Origin of the sequence: Segatella copri, from assembly GCF_026015625.1 — a bacterium.
GTDB classification, from domain to species: domain Bacteria; phylum Bacteroidota; class Bacteroidia; order Bacteroidales; family Bacteroidaceae; genus Prevotella; species Prevotella copri_H.
This window is the reverse complement of sequence record NZ_JAPDVG010000001.1, coordinates 2,140,864-2,160,532: the sequence shown is the minus strand read 5'-3', so window position 1 is coordinate 2,160,532 and position 19,669 is coordinate 2,140,864. Positions and strand designations below refer to the sequence as shown.

General features: G+C 46.9%; 9 protein-coding genes and 1 pseudogene. 4 read left to right on the top strand and 6 right to left on the bottom strand.

What is annotated here, in order from left to right; all coding sequences use genetic code 11:
* Positions 1–62 precede the first annotated feature (62 nt).
* The 6 genes and pseudogenes from ONT19_RS09275 to ONT19_RS09250 all read right to left on the bottom strand — a co-directional run bounded on the left by ONT19_RS09275 (position 63) and on the right by ONT19_RS09250 (position 10,592).
* Positions 63–1,283 (bottom strand): anaerobic sulfatase-maturation protein, encoded by a 1,221-nt coding sequence (locus ONT19_RS09275; protein ID WP_264953079.1) that lies wholly within the window; start codon positions 1,281–1,283, stop codon positions 63–65.
* Positions 1,284–1,338: 55 nt separating this feature from the next.
* Entirely contained in the window at positions 1,339–2,877 is a 1,539-nt protein-coding gene (locus ONT19_RS09270) for an arylsulfatase (protein ID WP_411197775.1), read from the bottom strand.
* Between the two features lie 222 nt (positions 2,878–3,099).
* Positions 3,100–4,809, bottom strand: coding sequence for a RagB/SusD family nutrient uptake outer membrane protein (locus ONT19_RS09265; protein WP_264952640.1), 1,710 nt, complete (start codon positions 4,807–4,809; stop codon positions 3,100–3,102).
* A 28-nt stretch (positions 4,810–4,837) separates the two neighbouring features.
* Positions 4,838–7,837, bottom strand: coding sequence for a SusC/RagA family TonB-linked outer membrane protein (locus ONT19_RS09260; RefSeq protein WP_264952641.1), 3,000 nt, complete (start codon positions 7,835–7,837; stop codon positions 4,838–4,840).
* Between the two features lie 55 nt (positions 7,838–7,892).
* Positions 7,893–9,335, bottom strand: a pseudogene (locus tag ONT19_RS09255) (alpha-L-fucosidase); the annotation flags it as partial.
* Between the two features lie 36 nt (positions 9,336–9,371).
* Entirely contained in the window at positions 9,372–10,592 is a 1,221-nt protein-coding gene (locus tag ONT19_RS09250) for an ROK family protein (protein ID WP_264952642.1), read from the bottom strand.
* Between the two features lie 423 nt (positions 10,593–11,015).
* Between ONT19_RS09250 and ONT19_RS09245 the strand changes: the two genes are divergently transcribed.
* The 4 genes from ONT19_RS09245 to ONT19_RS09230 are packed head-to-tail and all read left to right on the top strand — an operon-like array spanning position 11,016 to position 19,534.
* Positions 11,016–11,981 (top strand): ROK family protein, encoded by a 966-nt coding sequence (locus tag ONT19_RS09245; RefSeq protein ID WP_117728738.1) that lies wholly within the window; start codon positions 11,016–11,018, stop codon positions 11,979–11,981.
* 51 nt (positions 11,982–12,032) lie between these two features.
* On the top strand, positions 12,033–14,024 hold the full coding sequence (locus tag ONT19_RS09240; protein ID WP_264952643.1) for a glucosamine-6-phosphate deaminase: 1,992 nt from the start codon (positions 12,033–12,035) through the stop codon (positions 14,022–14,024).
* A 23-nt stretch (positions 14,025–14,047) separates the two neighbouring features.
* Complete coding sequence (locus ONT19_RS09235; RefSeq protein WP_264952644.1) at positions 14,048–16,390, top strand: family 20 glycosylhydrolase; 2,343 nt, start codon at positions 14,048–14,050, stop codon at positions 16,388–16,390.
* Between the two features lie 9 nt (positions 16,391–16,399).
* Positions 16,400–19,534, top strand: coding sequence for a glycoside hydrolase family 2 TIM barrel-domain containing protein (locus ONT19_RS09230; protein WP_264952645.1), 3,135 nt, complete (start codon positions 16,400–16,402; stop codon positions 19,532–19,534).
* The last annotated feature ends 135 nt before the right edge of the window (positions 19,535–19,669 follow it).

The following is a 19,669-nucleotide window of genomic DNA, read 5'->3' as shown; positions in this document are numbered from 1 at the left end:
AAAGGTACGATATTTCTGACTTTTTTCCAAGTATTTTGCTGTTTTTTTAGAATCTGTCATGCTTAGTGTACAACTTTCATGATATTCGAAGGTGGGCGCTGCGACATGAGTTCCTGCTTCATGTAATCCATGTAGGGCGCTACATGCTGATAATAATGGTAATAACCCGGACAGAGATAGTTGAGACCGGAATCGCCATACTTATCTTTCATGAAGCGGTTCTTTGGGCATTCTCCATGACAGGCAAACTCCATGTCACACTCCTTGCACTGGCGGGGAAGAGAACTGTGTTTCAGACGGCTGAACTCCTGTTGCTGCTCACCATAAAGCATATCGATGAGCGAATGGTCACGGATATTGCCCAACTTATACTCCGGAAAAACAAAGTGGTCGCAGGAATAAACATCGCCATTGTGCTCCATCACTCCCGCATGACCGCATTCCTTGGAATAAGCACAGATGCCGGGAGAAATACCCATCCAGTTTGCCAGTGTGCAGTCGAAAATCTCAACGAAGATTTTGCCCACATCCTTCCGAACCCATTCATCGAAAATTGCACAGAGAAAGTAGCCCCACTGCTCCGGCGCAACCGATGCCTCGCTCAGCGGAATCTCATCCTTGTCGGCAAGACTTGCCAGGGTACGGCCATCCTCATGTCGGGTCAGTCGCTCAACGATAGGTGTGAACTGCAGAAACTGACAGCCGTTTTCCTTGAAGAAGCGGTAGAACTCCAGCGGATGATTGACATTATAGGCATTTACCACCGCCATCGCATTCCATTCTACCCCGTGTTTCTTCAGCAGTTTGATGCCTTGCATCACCTTCTTCCACGATGGTTTTCCCGCAGCCGTCAGCCGGTAATGGTCATGATCAGGCTGCGGACCATCGATAGAGATGCCTACCAGCCAATGGTTCTGGGCGAAAAACTCGCACCATTCATCGGTCAGCAACGTGCCGTTGGTCTGAATTACGTTGTCGATGCGCCTGCCTCCAGCATACTTTTGCTGTAGGGATAAAGCCTTGCGGTAGAAGTCGATGGAGCGCAGCAGAGGCTCGCCACCATGCCAGGTGAAGAGCACCTGGTTCATGGTTTGCGCCTCAATATATTCTCGGGTAAACTGTTCCAGCATCTCATCGCTCATCAGATGTCGCTGAGCAGTGGGATAGAGCTTGGTCTTCTCCAGATAATAACAGTATTTGCATGCCAGGTTGCAATGGGCACCCGCAGGTTTCAGCATTACATACAGTGGCTTGGCAAAGGGATTTGCTATGTTGTCGTTCATCATTTTTTCTTGAATCTAGTTGTAATCTCTATCTCTCTGTAACCGGGAGAGAAAATCAGAACTTTGGCAGCGTAATTTCGAAATCCTTGCTGTCTCGATGCTCCTTTCTGATGGCAGCCAGGAGTTCGGTAAGAATCTTAGGATGTTCTGCCGCCACATTATGGTCTTCGTGGATATCGGAAGCCAGATTATAGAGCCGCGGCTCGCCTTTTACTACCACCAGTTTCCAGTCGCCCTTTCTCACGCCAATCTGGTCGGTTTCGTGAAATTCCCAGTACAGGTAATCGTGATGTTTCTGCTCTGCATCCTTGCCCAGAAGGGTAGGAGCGATAGAGATTCCGTCGAAACCATCACCAGCCAACTTTCTGTTGGTATAACGCTTGGCAAAGTTTCTGATGCCAGCCAAATCGCAGAAAGTAGGCAGCAGGTCGTAAAAGGCAAACTGGGTATCGTTCACCGCTCCTGCCTTGATATGCTCAGGCCACCAGGCGATAAACGGTATGCGGATGCCGCCTTCGTAGCACTGGCGTTTCAGACCTTTCAACTTACCGTCACGACCGAAGAACTCCGGGTCGGCACCACCTTCTTCATGTGGTCCGTTATCTGAAGTAAAGATGACAATGGTGTTCCTGTCGAGTCCCTTCTCCTTCAGCTTGGCGAAGATTTCGCCCACATACTGGTCTAGTCGGGTAATCATTCCGGCAAACTGTGCGTGGGTATGAACCGCAGCGTTGTATCTCGAATCTTCCCATCCGCCCCAGGTTTTATCGGTAAAGAACTGTTTCTGGTAATTCTCTAGAATAGAGTCTTCCGGCTGGGCTAGTTCGGCATGCGGCAGGGTATAGGTAAGGAATCCTACGAAGGGATGTTCTTTATCCTGTCTGTCTATCCATTCCAGTGCCTTGTCGTGGATGATGCGGGCCGAATACTGCTTGCGCTTGAAATAATCTTTGCCGAACATCGGATGCTGGATGTTCTGTTCCATTACCTCTCTTACCACCGCTGTATCTCCCATTGCACGACTGTAGCGGTTCAGGAAGTTAGGATAATAGAGATGAGCCTGAAACTGGCAGATATAGCCATAGAATTCGTCCACGCCACGCTTGTCGGGAGTAGAAGCCGAACCTTCATATCCGCCAGCCCATTTCCCGAATACGCCGGTTCTATATCCTTTGTCCTTCATGATTTCGGGCAGAATCTTATGCTGCGGGTCGTAAGGTTCCTGTCCTACGACAGAATACTCCTCGTTGTTGCCATATTTTACCATTGGCACACCTCTCCAGTATTCCTTGTTTCCACGCACATGTGTATGTCCCGTATGCTGACCAGTCATGAGGGTAGCTCTCGACGGAGCCGAGACGGGAGAACCGGCATAAGCCTGGGTGAATCTCATTCCCTCCTGTGCCATTCGGTCTATATTAGGTGTGTGGATATAAGGTTGGCCGTAACAAGCCAGATCGCCATATCCCATGTCGTCACACAGTATGAAGAGAATGTTGGGTGGGGTGTTTTGGGCGAAGAGAGATAGCGGCAAGGCTTGCAGGGCAGCCATCGCCAGCAAAGATCGGTTGAAAGGTTGATAATTATTAGCCATAATGTTTTGTATTAAGTTATATCTTGCAAAGGTACGCTGAATATTCGTAATTACCAAAAATTTCGGGATATTTCTTAAGAGTATTTCTCTTATTCTTCATAAAGAAACAGTGCCCTTCCTGTTTCCCGACAGAAAGGGCACACAACCTAGTCTATTCTCGTACATGATGTGTTGACATAACATAGAATAGTTGATTTCTTATGAATTGATTACTTAAAAAGTTTACCTCTTCAAGTTCGGGTTCTTCTCACCGTCGGTTGTTGGATATGGACAGTAAATTCTATCCTCAGACCAAGCACCCTTAACGGTAACGCTCTCCTTGGCAGTATATTCCTTGCCACCCTCTTTCGCAACAACGATAGGGGCATTGGCAACGCGATACTCGAAGTTCTTCTTGAGCTCGTCCATACGGAGCTCATCTGAACGGCGGGTAACCATAGATACCCAGTTACCTGCAACTTCCCATCCGTGTTCGATGTAGCAAGCCTCAGCAAGCTGGGCAGCGCTCATGTTGTCGATCTTTACGGTAGTTCCGTCGTCAAGTGTCACATTTTCAGCATCTGTTACGGCACGGCTGCGAACCAGCTTCAAGCATTTCTTAGCTTCTGTCAAGTCAGAGAGACCTGCACGGGCTGCACTCTCAGCATACCAGAGGAGAACCTCTGAATAGCGGATGAGGTTATGACGGCGGTCATTAACCATACCCTTATAGTTGATTCCCATGTAATCGTATGGCTGTTTGAGCATATTACCCTTTTCGTCAGCATTGACAGTGAAGATAGTGAACATAGGGTGATAAGCATCTACGACAGGTTTGCCATTGTTGTCAAGTTCCCACCAGTAAACGGCCTTGCTGATCTTATCCTTTTTAACTTCCTTATCGCCGATTTTCTCAGTGATAGTCTCCTGGAATGTAACTTTAGGAGCATAAATAGCATTCTTGCGAGGTCCCTCTGGATATCTCTTCCAGAAAGCAATTTCGCCCCAGGCGTCACCCCAGCCACCATCGCCGAGACCTTCGAAGCGACAGCAGGAAGAAAGCTGTGAGTCATGATCCCACCAACCCTTGGCATCGTTGTTGATACCGAGCACGGTCTCCATGTTGTAATTGTTACCCATAGAGTAAACTTCCTTCCAGTCTGGGTTCAAGATGAAGCCATAAGTACCATTGTTGGTGATGACATCCTTAGCCAACTCAGCAGCGAGCTTATAGTATTCTGTTCCCTTATTGAGCGGATAACCTGCCATTGACATATAAACTGCTGCCAAGGTAGACTGTGCAGCCTGTTTGGTAGCCCAAACGTCAACTCCGAACAAGCGGGCAGGCTCCTTGTCATAACCTGTAGGAAGTTCGTTGATGGCATCCTTCAAGTCTTGAACGATCAATTCGTATACTTTCTCAATCTCAGATGGCTGAGCATCAAACTGTTCTATGTTGGTCTTAGTGATAATAGGCAATTTGCCGAATACACGTACCAGATAGTAGTACGAGTAAGCACGCCAGAAGTGAGCGTTTCCCAATGCGGTAGCAATCTTAGCCTTATCACCAGGGAATTTCTCAGAGCCCTCGATAATCAGATTGGCTGTCTTGATAACTGCATAATGCTGAGTCCAGGCTTCTGTAACACCCTTGTTGGCACCATCAGAATCAAATGCATCGAGCGCAGCACAAGCCTGCTTGTTGGAACCAGGGTTAGCTGTGATATCGTCTCCCTGCCACTGTGGATACATAGGGTTAGTCCAACTTTGTGTCTGATTCACTTTATCGTACAGCGTATTAACGCCTGCGGTGTAGTCGTCTTCGATGGTATAGAATGTTTCTGGATTCAACTGACCCTTTGGATCCTCATCCAGGAAATCGCCACATGATGTGAGTGACAACAGGGAAGCTGCCATGAAGCAACCTGTATATAATAATTTCTTAGTTTTCATAATTCTTACAGTTTTTAGATTGTTGAATTTAGAAGGTTACACGAACACCCATTGTGATGGTACGAGGATTAGGATAAGCACCCATATCCAAACCATTATCACGGTCTACGTTGGCATCACTGAAAGAAGCACCTGCTGGGTCAATACCCTTATAACCTGTGATGGTGAAGAGGTTCTGAGCTGAGAGTGAAAGACGGATGTCTGCCAACTTGGTTACGCTGCGTGGGAATGTATAAGCTACGCTGATATTCTCACAACGGAAGTAGTCGGCATTCTCGAGCCACTTGTCTGAATTACCATAGTTCTTGTTCTCTGCACCGATGGTAGGCATTGTTACACCTATATTACTGAAGTGATCCTTGTCTGTAACGAATCTTGAAGCACCAACCTCTGCATTCATTGCGAAACGTACGATATTCAAACGTTTTGCACCGAAGGCTGCATTGCAGAACATGTTGAAGTCCCAGTTCTTATAGGTAATGGTGTTGTTCCAGCCTAATGTGACATCAGGATTTGAGCGACCCAATACGAAACGGTCTGTACCTGCATTTGGAGAAGCAGTCTTGGTTCCGTCTGCTGCATAGTACATGTCTACATACTGTCCCTTGTCGTTCTTTTCTACTCCAGCCCACTTGAATCCGTAGAATGTACCGATAGCTTCACCTTCCTTGATGATAGTACATGGGTCAACAGTACCAGGAGCTGGCTTCTCACCATAAATGATAGGCTCATCGGCTGTCATCTTGGTTACCTTGTTCTTGATGTAGCTGGCATTCAAGGTAGATGACCATGACCAATCCTTGGTCTGGATAATCTGACCATTGATGGTTACGTCAACACCCTTGTTGTTTACCTCACCGGCATTTACCCAATATCTGGTTCCGCCCAGGTAGCCAGGAGCTGCCGTCTGCAAAAGAGCATCCTTGGTGGTCTTGTTGAAGTAGTCGAAACTGATGCTCAAACGGTTACCGAAGAAACCGAGGTCAACACCGAGGTCAAACTGGTGAACCTTCTCCCAGGTCAGGTCTGGTGTAGCAAAACTATTTGCCCAGTAACCTGTATAAGACTGGTTTGTTCCGTATGAGAAACCTGTTGATTCCAAAGTTCCAAGAGTAGAATAAGGAGCGATGTCCTGATTACCGATGATACCATAGCTGGCACGGATCTTCATGTATTCTACTGCATTTCTGATAGGCTCCCAGAACTTTTCGTTAGAAACAGTCCAAGCACCTGCGATAGATGGGAAGTAACCCCACTTCTTGTTGGTGAAACGGCTGGAACCATCGGCACGGAATGTACCGGTCAGCATGTAGCGGTCGGCATAGTTGTACATGACGCGGGCAACGCCAGAGAGCATGGTCCACTTGCTGTAACCATTAGTCGGATTCTTGGAAGCTGCATCCTGGATATTCCAGTAACCTAACTGCTCGTGGGCAATACCGGTACCGGTCATTTGCATTTTGCGAACCTCGTTAGAAGAAACTTCCCATACACCGGTAGCTGTCAATGCGTGCTCGCCCCACTTGCCCATGTAAGTCAAATTGTTGGTAGACTGCAAAGCGGTTACTGTAGCATCGCCATTTGTCATGGAGTTACCTGAAACATTTACTCTGGTTGAAGTGAAGTTGTACCACTTATAATCATTATAGTCGATACCGTTGGTGGTAGTGAATGTCAAGCCCTTGAGAAGGTTGAACTTCAAGTCAATGTGACCGGTTACCATGGTACGCTTGCGGTCGTTGTCGCCATCATGGAGAATACCGTAAGGATTGTTCTGAATATTGTTGTAAGGGTCCACATTGTAGTTGCCGTTAGGTGCCATCATTTCCATCGTTGGAGAGTAGTTCAATCCTACCCAGATAGGGTTAGACTGGTTCTGCGCAAAACCTGCACCAGAGTTGTCGGTCTGAGCAAGGTTGATATCGGTGGTCATCTCTAACCAGTCGAAAATCTTATTGTGCATGTTAGCCTTGATAGCGTAACGTCTTGATTTTGTATCTGTGATAACACCCTTCTGGTCCATATAGTTGGCAGAGAAGTAGGTCTGAGTCTTCTCATTGCCCTGAGAAACTGCTACCTTATAGTTCTGGGTGATTCCAGTCTGGAGCAACTCGTCCATCCAGTCGATACCTGGTTTGGTTCCGTCAAGATAACCTTGCATGGCACTCTTGGCTACACCCTTGTAGTCAATCAAAGCCTGTGCATATTCTTTGGTTCCCATTACCTCAGGAATGTGGTAAGCATTAGAGATACCGAAACTTGCATCGAATGTTACCTGGGTAGCACCGGCAGAACCGCTCTTGGTCTGTACCATAACAACACCATTGGCACCGCGGGCACCATAGATGGCGGTAGAAGATGCGTCCTTCAATACCTGGATGCTTTGGATGTCTTCAGGGCTGATACCCTCAAGACCTGTCTCGCGAACGATACCGTCTACTACGTAGAGAGGGTCGTTGCTCTTGTTTACGGAACTGGTACCACGTACACGAATCTTCATGGCTCCACCAGGAACACCGCTTGACATTACCTGCACACCAGACATGCGTCCGTTGAGGGCATCCTCTACACGTGCAACAGGCTGGTCCTTGAAATTCTTGCTGTCCAAAACTGCCACAGAACCTGCCAAGTCAGCCTTCTTTACTGTACCGTAACCGATGACTACGGTCTCTTCAAGCATGTTGGCATCATCCTGCAAAGTGATGTTGAGCGGACTACCGCTCCATGTGAGGGTCTGTGATTTGTAACCCACATAAGTGATGGTAAGTTTGGCACCCTTTTCGATGTTGCTGAGGGTGAAGTTACCATCCAGGTCAGTTACGGTTCCACCGGTCTTACCTTCGATTCTGATGGTAGCGCCGATGATAGGTTCTCCGGTAGCGTCTTTAACAGTACCTGTACATGAGTTTTGCTGCTGGGTAGCTGTAGCAATGGTAGAATTGCTTTGAGCAGCCAATGCAGAAACAGTGCAAAGAGGTGACATCGCACCTAAAAGCGCTGCAAAATACAAATTTGCTCTTTTGTTCATAGGGCTATTATTTATTGTTAGTTATAAAATTTTTCGTACTTCTTTCTAGTTATTAGAATGCTGAAACGGAGTTTATACAAGGGCATCCCTTTGCATCGTCGATTACGATGCGGATGCCACTTGTAGTAATCTTATCGAAGCGAAGTATTCGCTTGTAGCCGATAGTGGTAGTCTCTTCCTTAGGGTCGAGCCTTACCCAGTTTTTGCCTTGTTGGTAATAGATTGAGAAGGCTTTTACGCGCTGCCCCAGAGGTATGTATTCCTGGAGCATGAGGCGTGTGATAGATTTTGGCTTTCCGAGTTGAAACTCGATATAGGCATCTTTTTTCTTTTTAGAAGCCCAGAAGGTGTCATACTGGCCGTCTGTGATATTCTTGCCAATGTGCTTGCCTTGCTGGCTGTCTACTTTAGGTGTGATGCCTTTCAGTAGATTGACAGATAATTCTTGTCGGATTTTCCTTTGGAAGTTTACTGCATTTGCAGAGTCGATAGGGTGGATGAGTCCATCCTTGTCTACCGGGAAGTTGAGTAACATGGTAGCGTTGTGTCCTACACTCTTGTAGTAGAGATCGCACAGGTCTTCAACGGTTTTTACCTTACTGTCTTCTTTCTCATGGTAGAACCATCCCGGGCGGATAGAAACATCGCACTCAGCTGGTGTCCACTGGTCGCCGTCTTCCCATCCAAACTGCAACTGTTTGTAGTCCTTGAAGCCTGGATAGACGGTGTTGGATGGTATTGTAGACCAGCAGGTTTCGCCTGCAAATCCATTTTCATTTCCTACCCATCGGCATCCCGGTCCGCCATCACCGAAAAGAATGGCATTGGGTTGTAAACTGTCAACAATTTCGAAAATCCTAGGAAAATTGTAGTAGTTCCTTCTGTCGATGGTTCTGCTTTCTTCGGCACCTCCGTACCAGCCGTCTCCTCCGTTGGCTCCGTCAAACCATACTTCGAAAAGTTCGCCGTAGTTGCTCAGAAGTTCCTTGAGCTGGCGCTGGTAGAGCTTCAGGTAGTAGGGAGAACCGTAGCTTGCCTGGTGTCTGTCCCAAGGCGAGAGGTAAACTCCGAATTTCAAACCGTATTTCTTACATGCTTGGGAGAGTTCTCCTACCACATCACCTTCACCATTCTTATAAGGTGTGTTGCGGATGCAGTAATCTGTGGTGCGTGTAGGCCAGAGGCAGAAGCCGTCGTGATGTTTGGCTGTAATGATGACTCCTTTCATGCCCGCAGCAACCAGGGTTCTTGCCCATTGTTCGCAATCCAGTTTCTTAGGATTGAAGGTTTTTACATCCGAATTTCCGTATCCCCATTCCTTATCATTGAAGGTATTGAGGCCGAAATGGATAAAAGCATAGGTTTCCAGTTTCTGCCATGCCACCTGCTTGGCGGTTGGCACAGGTTGGATGGGGTCTACCTGGCTGTAGTTGCGCTGGGCGGCAGCTGTTATGGTTGCCAGCCCCAGGCATAGTGCAAAAAGAAGAGACTTCTTCATACTTAAAATAGGTTTTGTATTGGTTGTTTAAATTCCTTATTTGTCGATGTTCTCATTCAGAAGCCGGTATCTTGCCATCAGGCAGGCTCCCGTGATTCCTGCAAGACCTTTCAGGCTTGAGGTAACGATCATAGAATCCTCATTCATGATGTTGAGAGAGAATTTCTTGATACCCATCTTTACCGGTAGCGTGAGGTAGTCGCCTGTAACCGACATTTCTCCTCCGATGACCAGCATTTCTGGGTTGAAGATGTTGATGACTCCTGCCAGTTGTTTGCCAAGTTCATCTGCTATGCGTTGCAGTGTGGCAAGGCTCAGTACATCTTCCTTTGCTATGGCGTCCAGGATATCCTGGAGTGATAGGTCTTCATTCTTTTTCAGAACTCTTTCAGAGAGGATGGAAGTCTTTCCTTCCTTTATCTTCTCGATGAGTTTCCTTTTGAGTGCTCTGCCCGAAACTTCTGTTTCTATGCAACCAATCTTGCCGCAGTGGCAGATGATGTTGTTGTTGTAGGCAGTCATGTGACCGAATTCGCCAGAATATCCCGACTTGCCGTAATAGAGTTTGCCGTCGATGATGATTCCGATTCCGATGCCCCAGCATACGTTCACGAAGATGGCGTCTTTCAGGCCTTTGCACTGTCCCTTAATCAACTCAGCGAAAGCCATGCTCCGGGTATCGTTCTCGATACATACCGGTAGCAGTATGAGCTGGGTCAGCTTGTCGGCCAATGATTCTTTCAGGAAGGTGAACATGTTGTAGGCATTTCCCTGTACAGGATTCACGCGCTCAGCCACGTTCACGCAAACTTGAAGTATTTCTTCTCTTGAAACAGGAAGGCTTTCGATAAACTCATTGATGATTCTGCTTATTTCTTCCAGGTTTTCAGGAGAGTTCTCATATACGTAAGGCACTCTTGTTTTTTCGGTAATCAGATTGCCTGCGAAGTCGCTTGCTGCAAGTGCCAGGCAGTTCATCTCAGGATTGACGCCGATGAAGTAGCCTGCTGTTGGAACGAGGTCGTAAACCATCGGGATGCGTCCCGAAGAATTGTCTTTCTTTCCAATCTCTCTGGCGAGTCCTTCTTTTATCAACTCGTTGAGGGCACTTGTTGTTGTCGGTAAGCTAACTCCGATAGCCTTCGACATCTCTGGGATGGTGGAGGCTCCGTGAGAGATAAACTGCTCCAGGAGCTTGCCCTGAACTGAGGGCTTTTTGTTTATCTTTCTAAGATATTTTATTAAGTCAGCTTTCATAACTAATATTTTTTAGTTTCAAAGATAAGGTTTTTCTGTATTGGTGCAATATTTTTGCTGTTAATAAAACTTAAATGGCGAAAAATAGTATACTTTTCGTCGTTTTCGAACATTCTGTTTCATCCTATACCTTATTATATATATAGAGGTTGGATACGTAAGTGCACAAAAGGGGGTTACACTTAATCGGCATCAGAAGCGAGCGAAGTGCAGGTATTTCGGCCATAAGAAGGCTCAAAGTATAAAAAATGTTTCTGTTTTAGAAATATTAACGCTATTTTCATTGCAGTGTTTTATAAAACTAGTAACTTTGCAAAATAAAATATTTTAGTAACGAACTGAGCGTTAATAAAGAATTTAATAAATAAAAGTTTGTATCGCTCCTCGTTATTTTTCGATTTTAACCTATTAATTAAAAGAAGTATGGAATACGATGTAAAGTCTTTAGTGATTGGCTTGGATTTGGGTGGAACCAATTCCGTTTTCGGCATCGTTGATGGGGACGGAGAAATAATAGCTACAACCTCAATCAAGACCCAGACATTCCAACGCGTAGAACAATACGTAGAGGAGTCGGTAAAAGCTGTGATGCAGATAGTAGAACAGGTAGGTGGTATAGAGAAAATTCGTGCCATGGGCATCGGTGCGCCTTGTGGTAACTATTACAAGGGGACCATTGAAAATGCAGCAAACCTGGTATGGGCTAAGGGTATTGTACCGCTGGCTGACATGTTTGCAGAGAAACTGGGCATTCCGGTTGCTATTACCAATGATGCAAATGCGGCTGCTATGGGAGAAATGAAATATGGTGCTGCGGTTGGCATGAAAAACTTCGTAGAACTCACTCTCGGAACAGGCGTAGGATCGGGTATAGTGGCTAACGGACAGCTGATTTATGGTTGCGACGGTTTTGCCGGTGAGTTGGGACACATGGTAGTGGATCCTGACGGTAGACCATGCGGCTGTGGCAGAAAGGGCTGTCTGGAAACCTACTGTTCGGCTACAGGCGTGGTCCGTACTACCTTGGCCATGCTCGAAGCATCAACTGGGGCAACTGAGCTGAGAAATATTCCAAGGGAAGAAATTACATCTTATGCAGTTTATAAGGCAGCCATGGCAGGAGATACACTGGCACGGGAAGTGTTCAGACAAACTGGTACAAGAATCGGCAAGGCCTGTGCAGAGATAGCTACCTTTCTGAGCCCGGAGGCTTTTATCTTCTTCGGAGGATTGGCACAGGCTGGCGATCTGCTCTTCCGTCCTATTGAAGAAGCATATAACGAGCATGTGCTCTCATTATATAAAGGTAAGGCTAAGTTTCTGATGAGCGGACTGGATGGTGCCAAGGCTGCCATCCTGGGTGCTGCAGCAATGGCATCTGAACTCTAATCCGTCATTTTAAAAAAAGAAAATATAACCTATTTAAATATAGATAAAGATATGAGACTCAATCTTAGTTCGCAAATCGTACTCAATAAAGTACCTGTAGAGTTCTACAAACCAAAGACGACTGTAGAATACTCTGAAATCTCCAGAATGGAGAAGATTCATACAGATATCTTTGCCTCTATGGCAGAAGGTGCCAGTCATGTAGCTGATAAAATAGAAGCTGGCATCAAGGCGGCACAGCAGGAAGGCAAATTCTATGTGATGGCGCTGGGTGCCGGTTCTTCTCTCTATTCTGTATACGATGAACTCGTTCGCCGTTACAACGAGAAGACCCTGAGCTTCCGCAATGTTGTTGTATTCAATGCATACGAATATTATCCGCTCCAGAAGGACAGTTCTCTCCGTACCATCAACCAGTTGAAGGATCGTTTCCTCAATCATGTGGATGTGACTGAGCAGAACATCTTTACACTGGATGGTTTTGTGGCACAGGATGCCGTACAGGACAGTTGCCGTCTTTATGAGCAGCGTATCGAGACCTTTGGCGGTCTCGATGTAGCTCTCATAGGTATAGGCCGTTCGGGTAATATTGCTGCCAACGAGCCAGGTTCGGGCATCCAGTCGATGACACGTATCATCCTCATCGGCAATACCTCTCGCGAAGAGATGGAGAACAGTGAACAGACCAAGGAAACCATTCCTCCATGTTCGCTCACCATGGGTATCGCTACCTTGCTCTCAGCCAAGAGCATCTATCTGACAGCCTGGGGCGAAGAGAAGGCAGAGATTATGCAGAAGGTGGTGGAGAACTCTATCACAGATACCCTGCCGGCATCATTCCTTCAGACTCATCCGAATGCTCATGTTGTCATCGACCTGGGTGCAGCTCACCATCTGACGCGTATCGAGCATCCATGGCTCGTAACTTCATGCCAGTGGAGTGATAAACTGGTGCGTTCGGCACTGGTATGGCTCTGTCAGAAACTCGGTAAGCCTATCCTGAAGTTGACCAATAAGGATTATAATGAGAACGGACTGAGTGAACTTCTGGCTCTCTATGGCTCTGCCTATAATGCCAATATCAAGATTTTCAATGATTTGCAGCATACCATTACCGGATGGCCAGGTGGTAAGCCGAATGCCGATGATACCTATCGCCCAGAGCGTGCAACTCCATTCCCTAAGAAGGTTATCGTATTCTCTCCACACCCAGACGATGATGTTATCTCTATGGGAGGAACTATCCGTCGACTGGTACAGCAGAACCACGATGTGCATGTAGCTTACGAAACATCAGGAAACATTGCTGTGGGTGATGAGGAAGTAACAAGATTCATGCACTTTATCAATGGTTTCAACCAGCTTTTTGCAGACTCAAAAGACAGTATCATCTCTAATAAATATAAGGAAATCAAGACCTTCTTTGCCAAGAAAAAGGAGAGTGACTTCGATACGAGAGATATCCTGACCATCAAGGGACTGATCCGCCGTGGTGAGGCTCGTACCGCTTGTACTTATAATGAAATTCCGCTTGACCATGTCCACTTCCTCGACCTGCCATTCTATGAGAGCGGCAAGATAGAAAAGTTGCCAATGACCGAGAAGGATGTAGAGATAGTGAGAGCTCTGTTGCAGAAGGTGCAGCCGCATCAGATTTATGTAGCCGGCGATCTTGCTGACCCTCACGGAACCCACAAGAAGTGTACCGATGCCGTTCTGGCAGCTATCGACGAAGAGAAGAAAGCGGGTGCAGAATGGTTGAAGGACTGTCGCATCTGGATGTATCGTGGTGCCTGGGCAGAATGGGAGATTGAGAATATCGAAATGTGTGTACCATTGAGCCCTGAGGAGTTGCGGGCAAAACGTAACTCTATTCTCAAGCATCAGTCGCAGATGGAGAGTGCTCCTTTCTTGGGCAACGACGAGCGCCTGTTCTGGCAGAGAGCCGAAGACCGTAACCGTGCTACTGCATCGCTCTACGACCAGTTGGGTCTGGCATGCTATGAGGCCATGGAGGCTTTCGTGGAGTACAAACCATTGTAATACCTTATTAATATATTTAAATCATGGCAAAGTTCAATCGTTTATTAGGCTCGTTTGTAGCCTGTGCAGCGATGCTGGGTGGTATCTCCACTCCGGCATCTGCTGCTGATATTAATATTATCCCGATACCGGTGAAGACTCAGGTACAGAAAGGTGAGTTCGTATTGCCACAGAAGGTGGTAATCGCTTACCAGACGGCTGAAGGCAGAAATATCGCCCAGTACATGGCAGACAAACTGAAGGCTTCTACAGGTTATGAGGTAACGGTAGGTGGAAAGAAGGGGAATATCTCTATACAGATTTCTCCTTCGCTGAAAATTGCCGAGGAAGGTTATCGCCTTACCGTAACCGCCAAGGGGGTTGTTATCAAGGCGAAGACCGCCAAGGGCGCCTTCTACGGTATGCAGAGTTTCATGCAGTTACTCCCTGCCCAGATAGAGAGCGCAACCCGGGTGGATGGAGTGAAATGGGTAGCACAATGCTGTGATATCCAGGATGCTCCACGCTTCGGCTACCGTGGATTCCATCTCGATCCATGCCGCCATTTCATTTCTGTCGAGAATGTGAAGAAGCAACTGGACCTGATGTCTATGTTCAAGGTGAATACCATGCACTTCCATCTGACGGAAGACCAGGGCTGGCGTATCGAAATCAAGAAATATCCTAAACTTACTTCTGTGGGCAGTATCCGTACCGAGGGCGATGGCTCTCTTTATGGCGGTTTCTATACCCAGGAGCAGATTAAGGAAATTGTGGATTATGCTGCCAAACGCTATATTACCGTGATTCCGGAAATCGACCTTCCTGGTCACATGATGGCAGCTATCTCTGCTTATCCTTATCTTTCATGCAAAGGTGAGCAGTGGTCGTTGAGAACTGTTTGGGGTGTAGAGGATATCGTGATGTGTCCGGGCAAGGAAGATATGTTCCGCTTCCTGGATGACATCTTTAGTGAGATCGTTCCTCTCTTCCCTGGTAAGTACTTCCATATCGGTGGCGACGAGTGTCCGAAGACCAGTTGGAAAAACTGCCCTACCTGTCAGAAGCGTATTCAGACAGAGGGCTTGCAGGCTGAAGGAAAGCATTCGGCAGAGGAAAGACTGCAGAGCTACGTTATCAAGCGCATAGAGAAGATGCTGGAGAAGCGTGGCAGAAAGATTATCGGATGGGACGAGATTCTGGAAGGCGGATTGAGTGAGAATGCTACCGTGATGTCATGGCGTGGAACGGAAGGAGGTATCGAGGCTGCCATGCAGAAGCATGATGTCATCATGACGCCGGGCAGCGACGGTATGTATCTCGACTGGTATCAGGGCGACAGCAAGGTGGAGCCTGTAACCATTCCTAGTCCTCCTAGATATCTGGCTTCTACCTATAATTATAATCCGGTACCTGATACCATCAAGGCGTTGGGACTGGCTCATCATATCCTGGGCGTTCAGTGTAACAACTGGTCGGAATATATGTATTCCAATGCCAAGATGGAGTATATGATGTATCCTCGTGCCATTGCTCTCTCTGAGATTGCATGGTCGCCAGTGAGCAGGAAAAACTTCAAGGATTTCTGCCGCCGACTGGATGCAAACTGTGTTCGTCTGGACGAGCGCCATATCCGTTATCATATCCCATTGCCTGAGCAGCCTTTCGGTTCTTGCGATAAGGTGGTCATTACTGGGGATACTGCGGTAACCTTTACCACCTCGCGTCCTATGAAGATGGTTTATACATTGGATGGAAGTACACCAACTCCTTCTTCTTCGGCTTATGCAGAGCCTATCAGGGTGAGTGGAAACACCATCATCAAGATAGCAACCATATTGCCTTCAGGCAAGATGAGCCGTATCAGAACCGTTGATGTTGAGAAGCAGACTTATGCTCCTGCTGTTAAGGTGGAGGACGCAAAACCTGGGTTGCAGATGAAGCGCATTAAGGGCAACTATCTGAAGGTTGACCAGCTGGAATGGGCTGATGCTGCCTGGGAGTGTGCAAACATCGAGGGCTTGGAGCAGATGAAGATTCAGCAGAAGGATGATGCTGCTACCTTGCGCGGTGCCAATAATTATGCTGCCATCGCTGAGGGCTACATCAATATTCCGGAGGATGGTGTCTATTATCTCTCTTCCCGTCTGGAGCAGGTTTGGATTGATAACAAACTCATGATCAGCAACGAGGGGGATGTGAAGGCTGGTACCAATCATGATACTTCTGTAGCATTGGCTAAGGGATTGCATCCTTTCAAGGTGGTTTTCCTCAGCAATATCGTTGGCGGCTGGCCTTCATGGTGGAGCAGTCTCGGCATTGAAATGCGCAAGGACAGCGAACAGAAGTTTACACCAGTAGATAACTCTATGTTTTTCAGAAAATAATAAACAGATATGAGCATCAGAAATATAGCAAATGTATCGCTTTGCCTCGCCTTGCTGTCTGTCGGCAATGGCATGGCGGCTCAGAATGAGTCGCGCTGGCATAATGTGGATATCAACCAGCAGAACCGCGAACCTCGCCGTGCTGCTTTCTTCGCATACGAGACCCTTGACAAAGCACAGAGTTTTGACAAGAAAAAGTCGGCCAACTATCTTTCGATGGAAGGCATGTGGAAGTTTAACTTCGTGAAGGATCATAACAAGCGTCCAACCAACTTCTTTGCAGCCAACTATGACGATTCGGAGTGGAAGGATTTCCCTGTACCGGGACTGTTCGAACTGAACGGTTATGGAGATGCTACTTATAAGAATGTCGGTTATGCCTGGGCTACCCAGTTTGACCCAAATCCTCCTTATATCAGCGAACTCAATAACTATACGGGTTCTTATCGTCGTACCTTCGAACTTCCTAAGGACTGGAAGGGCAAGGATGTCTATTTCCATGTAGGTTCGGCTACCAGCAACCTGACCCTTTGGGTAAACGGCAAGTATGTGGGATATAGTGAAGACAGCAAGGTGGCTGCCGAGTTTAATATCTCCAAGTATCTGAAGCCGGGCAAGAACCTGATAGCTATGCAGGTGATGCGCTGGTGCGACGGTTCTTATTTCGAGGATCAGGACTTCTGGCGCTTTACTGGTATAGCCCGTGAGGTTTATCTCTATGCACGTCCGAAACTTCATGCTGCCGATATCCGTCTTGATGCCGGTTTGATGAATAATTATCGGGATGGTATACTGAACTATCAGATAGCACTGAAGGGCGGCAAGACTGATGTGACTGTTGCCTTGTGTGATAAGGATGGCAAGCAAATAGCATCGGCTACCGGAGCTCAGGGTGTAATCAAAGTACCGAAGGTGAAGGCTTGGACTGCTGAGACACCTTATTTATATAAGGTATACATCTCTCTGAAGAATAAGCAGGGGGTAGCGGAGGTGATTCCGCAGAAGGTGGGCTTCCGCAATGTGGAAATCAAGAACGCCCAGTTGCTGGTGAACGGCAAGCCTGTACTGATTAAGGGTGCCAACCGGCATGAGATAGATCCGGATGGTGGATATGTGGTAAGTGTAGAGCGCATGATTCAGGATATCAGAATCATGAAACAGTTGAACATCAATGCGGTTCGTACCTGCCATTATCCTGACGATCCCCGCTGGTATGAACTCTGTGATGAATACGGACTGTATCTTACTGCTGAGGCTAACCTCGAATCTCATGGTATGGGATATGGGGAGAAATCACTCGCTAAGTTCCCTGAGTATCTCCAGACTCACATCGAGCGCAATGAAGGTAATGTGAAAAGTTTTATCAATCATCCTTCTATCATCGTATGGAGTTTGGGTAATGAGTGTGGTTACGGCATCAACTTCGAAAAGACCTATGACTGGGTGAAAGCGCTCGACAAGACCCGTCCTGTTCAGTATGAGCGTGGCGGTTATGACAGCAAGACTGATATTTACTGTCCGATGTATATCGACTACGAGGAGAGTGAGAAATATTGCAAGAGTGATGGTGTTAAACCATACATCCAGTGCGAATATGCTCATGCTATGGGTAATTCGGAAGGTGGTTTCAAGGAATATTGGGACCTCATCCGTAAGTATCCTAAGTATCAGGGTGGCTATATCTGGGACTTCGTAGATCAGGGCATTCGTGACAAGAGTCCTGTCACCGGTAAGGAAATCTTTACTTATGGTGGAGATTACGGCCGCTATCCGGCAAGTGACTATAACTTCAACTGTAATGGTATCATTGCTCCAGACCGCCGTCTGAATCCTCATGCTTACGAGATTCAGTACTATCATCAGAATGTATGGATCAAGGACCTGGATGCTGTGAATGGTGCTTTCAAGGTTTACAACGAGAACTTCTTCAAGAATATCGATGACTTGAACCTGACAGCTACGGTTTATGCCAATGGTGTGAAACTGGCTACAATAGAGATTCCTGAAACAAAGGGTATTGCTCCTCAGGCTACCAAACTGATCAAGAGTGATGAACTGAAGTATGCGGTGGCTGAGGCTGAATCGAAGCATGCAAAGGAGGAGATTGTTCTTAACTTTGCTTTTGCAAGCGATGGCACACAGCCGCTGGTAGACAAGGGCCAGGTGATGGCTCGCCAGCAGTTTATCATCAGCGATTATCAGTTTGCCAAACCGGCGGTTCCTGCTGTGCCAACCAAGAAGGGTAAGGTGCAGGAGACAAGCGGTATGGAGGTGGAGGAAACCAACTCTTATGTGAAGGTCAGCGCACAGAGAATGTCTGTTACCATAGGCAAGAAGACGGGTATGATAGATTATCTCGATGTAGATGGTGAACCGATGTTGAAGTTCCGTGAGAGTATGACTCCGGAATTCTGGCGTGCTCCTACCGATAATGACTATGGAGCATCTCTGCAGAAGGAGATGAGAGTATGGAAGAACCCGCAGATGACTCTGAAGTCTTTCGACAAAAATGTAAGTAAGGACAATGTGGTGCTGACAGCTCTCTTCGATATGCCTGATGTGAAAGCTCAGCTGATGCTCCGCTATGACATCAGTGCTGCGGGCGAGGTGAATGTTACCCAGAAGATGACTACCGACAAGGAGGTTCAGGTTGCCGATCTGTTCAGATTCGGTCTGCAGTTGCAGATGCCTGCTACTTTCTCTAAGCTCGAGTATTATGGTAGAGGTCCTGAAGAGAACTACGTAGATCGTCATTCTTCTGCTTTTATCGGCAAGTACGAGTCTGACGTGAAGGATGAATATTATCCATATATCCGTCCGCAGGAGAGTGGTAACCATACCGATATCCGCTATTTCTCTATCTTTAATCCAACCACCGGCAAGGGGATTACCTTCGAGGGGTATGAACCTATGGAGTGCAGTGCCATCCCTTATCTGGTAGAGGATTTGGATTCTGGTATCGAGAAGACGCATGCATGGGGACAACACAGTGGTGATCTGGTGGATAAGGGACTCGTGCAGTTGCATATCCAGAAATGCCAGTATCCTTTGGGCTGCATCGACAGTTGGATGACCAGGCCTATGGAGAAGTATCGTCTCCATTATGCTGATCGTGAATTTACATTCAAAATAAAGGCAAAATAAAATTTCCGTTATAAAACTCAGATATATGCGGAAATATGGGTATAAGATTAAGTTTAAATAATAAAGTAACCCTAGTTTTAGGGTTGAGAGTTTGTTCTCCGGTTTGCCGCTTGAGGGGTCTTTGGGGCCTTTCAA

What these genes read in the sequence shown, in the direction of transcription:
- ONT19_RS09230 (WP_264952645.1), top strand. Translation starts at nt 16,400, where the DNA reads ATGAGCATCAGAAATATAGCAAATGTATCGCTTTGCCTCGCCTTGCTG.
- ONT19_RS09235 (WP_264952644.1), top strand. Translation starts at nt 14,048, where the DNA reads ATGGCAAAGTTCAATCGTTTATTAGGCTCGTTTGTAGCCTGTGCAGCG.
- ONT19_RS09270 (WP_411197775.1), bottom strand. Translation starts at nt 2,877, where the DNA reads ATGGCTAATAATTATCAACCTTTCAACCGATCTTTGCTGGCGATGGCT.
- ONT19_RS09240 (WP_264952643.1), top strand. Translation starts at nt 12,033, where the DNA reads ATGAGACTCAATCTTAGTTCGCAAATCGTACTCAATAAAGTACCTGTA.
- ONT19_RS09250 (WP_264952642.1), bottom strand. Translation starts at nt 10,592, where the DNA reads ATGAAAGCTGACTTAATAAAATATCTTAGAAAGATAAACAAAAAGCCC.
- ONT19_RS09275 (WP_264953079.1), bottom strand. Translation starts at nt 1,283, where the DNA reads ATGAACGACAACATAGCAAATCCCTTTGCCAAGCCACTGTATGTAATG.
- ONT19_RS09265 (WP_264952640.1), bottom strand. Translation starts at nt 4,809, where the DNA reads ATGAAAACTAAGAAATTATTATATACAGGTTGCTTCATGGCAGCTTCC.
- ONT19_RS09260 (WP_264952641.1), bottom strand. Translation starts at nt 7,837, where the DNA reads ATGAACAAAAGAGCAAATTTGTATTTTGCAGCGCTTTTAGGTGCGATG.
- ONT19_RS09245 (WP_117728738.1), top strand. Translation starts at nt 11,016, where the DNA reads ATGGAATACGATGTAAAGTCTTTAGTGATTGGCTTGGATTTGGGTGGA.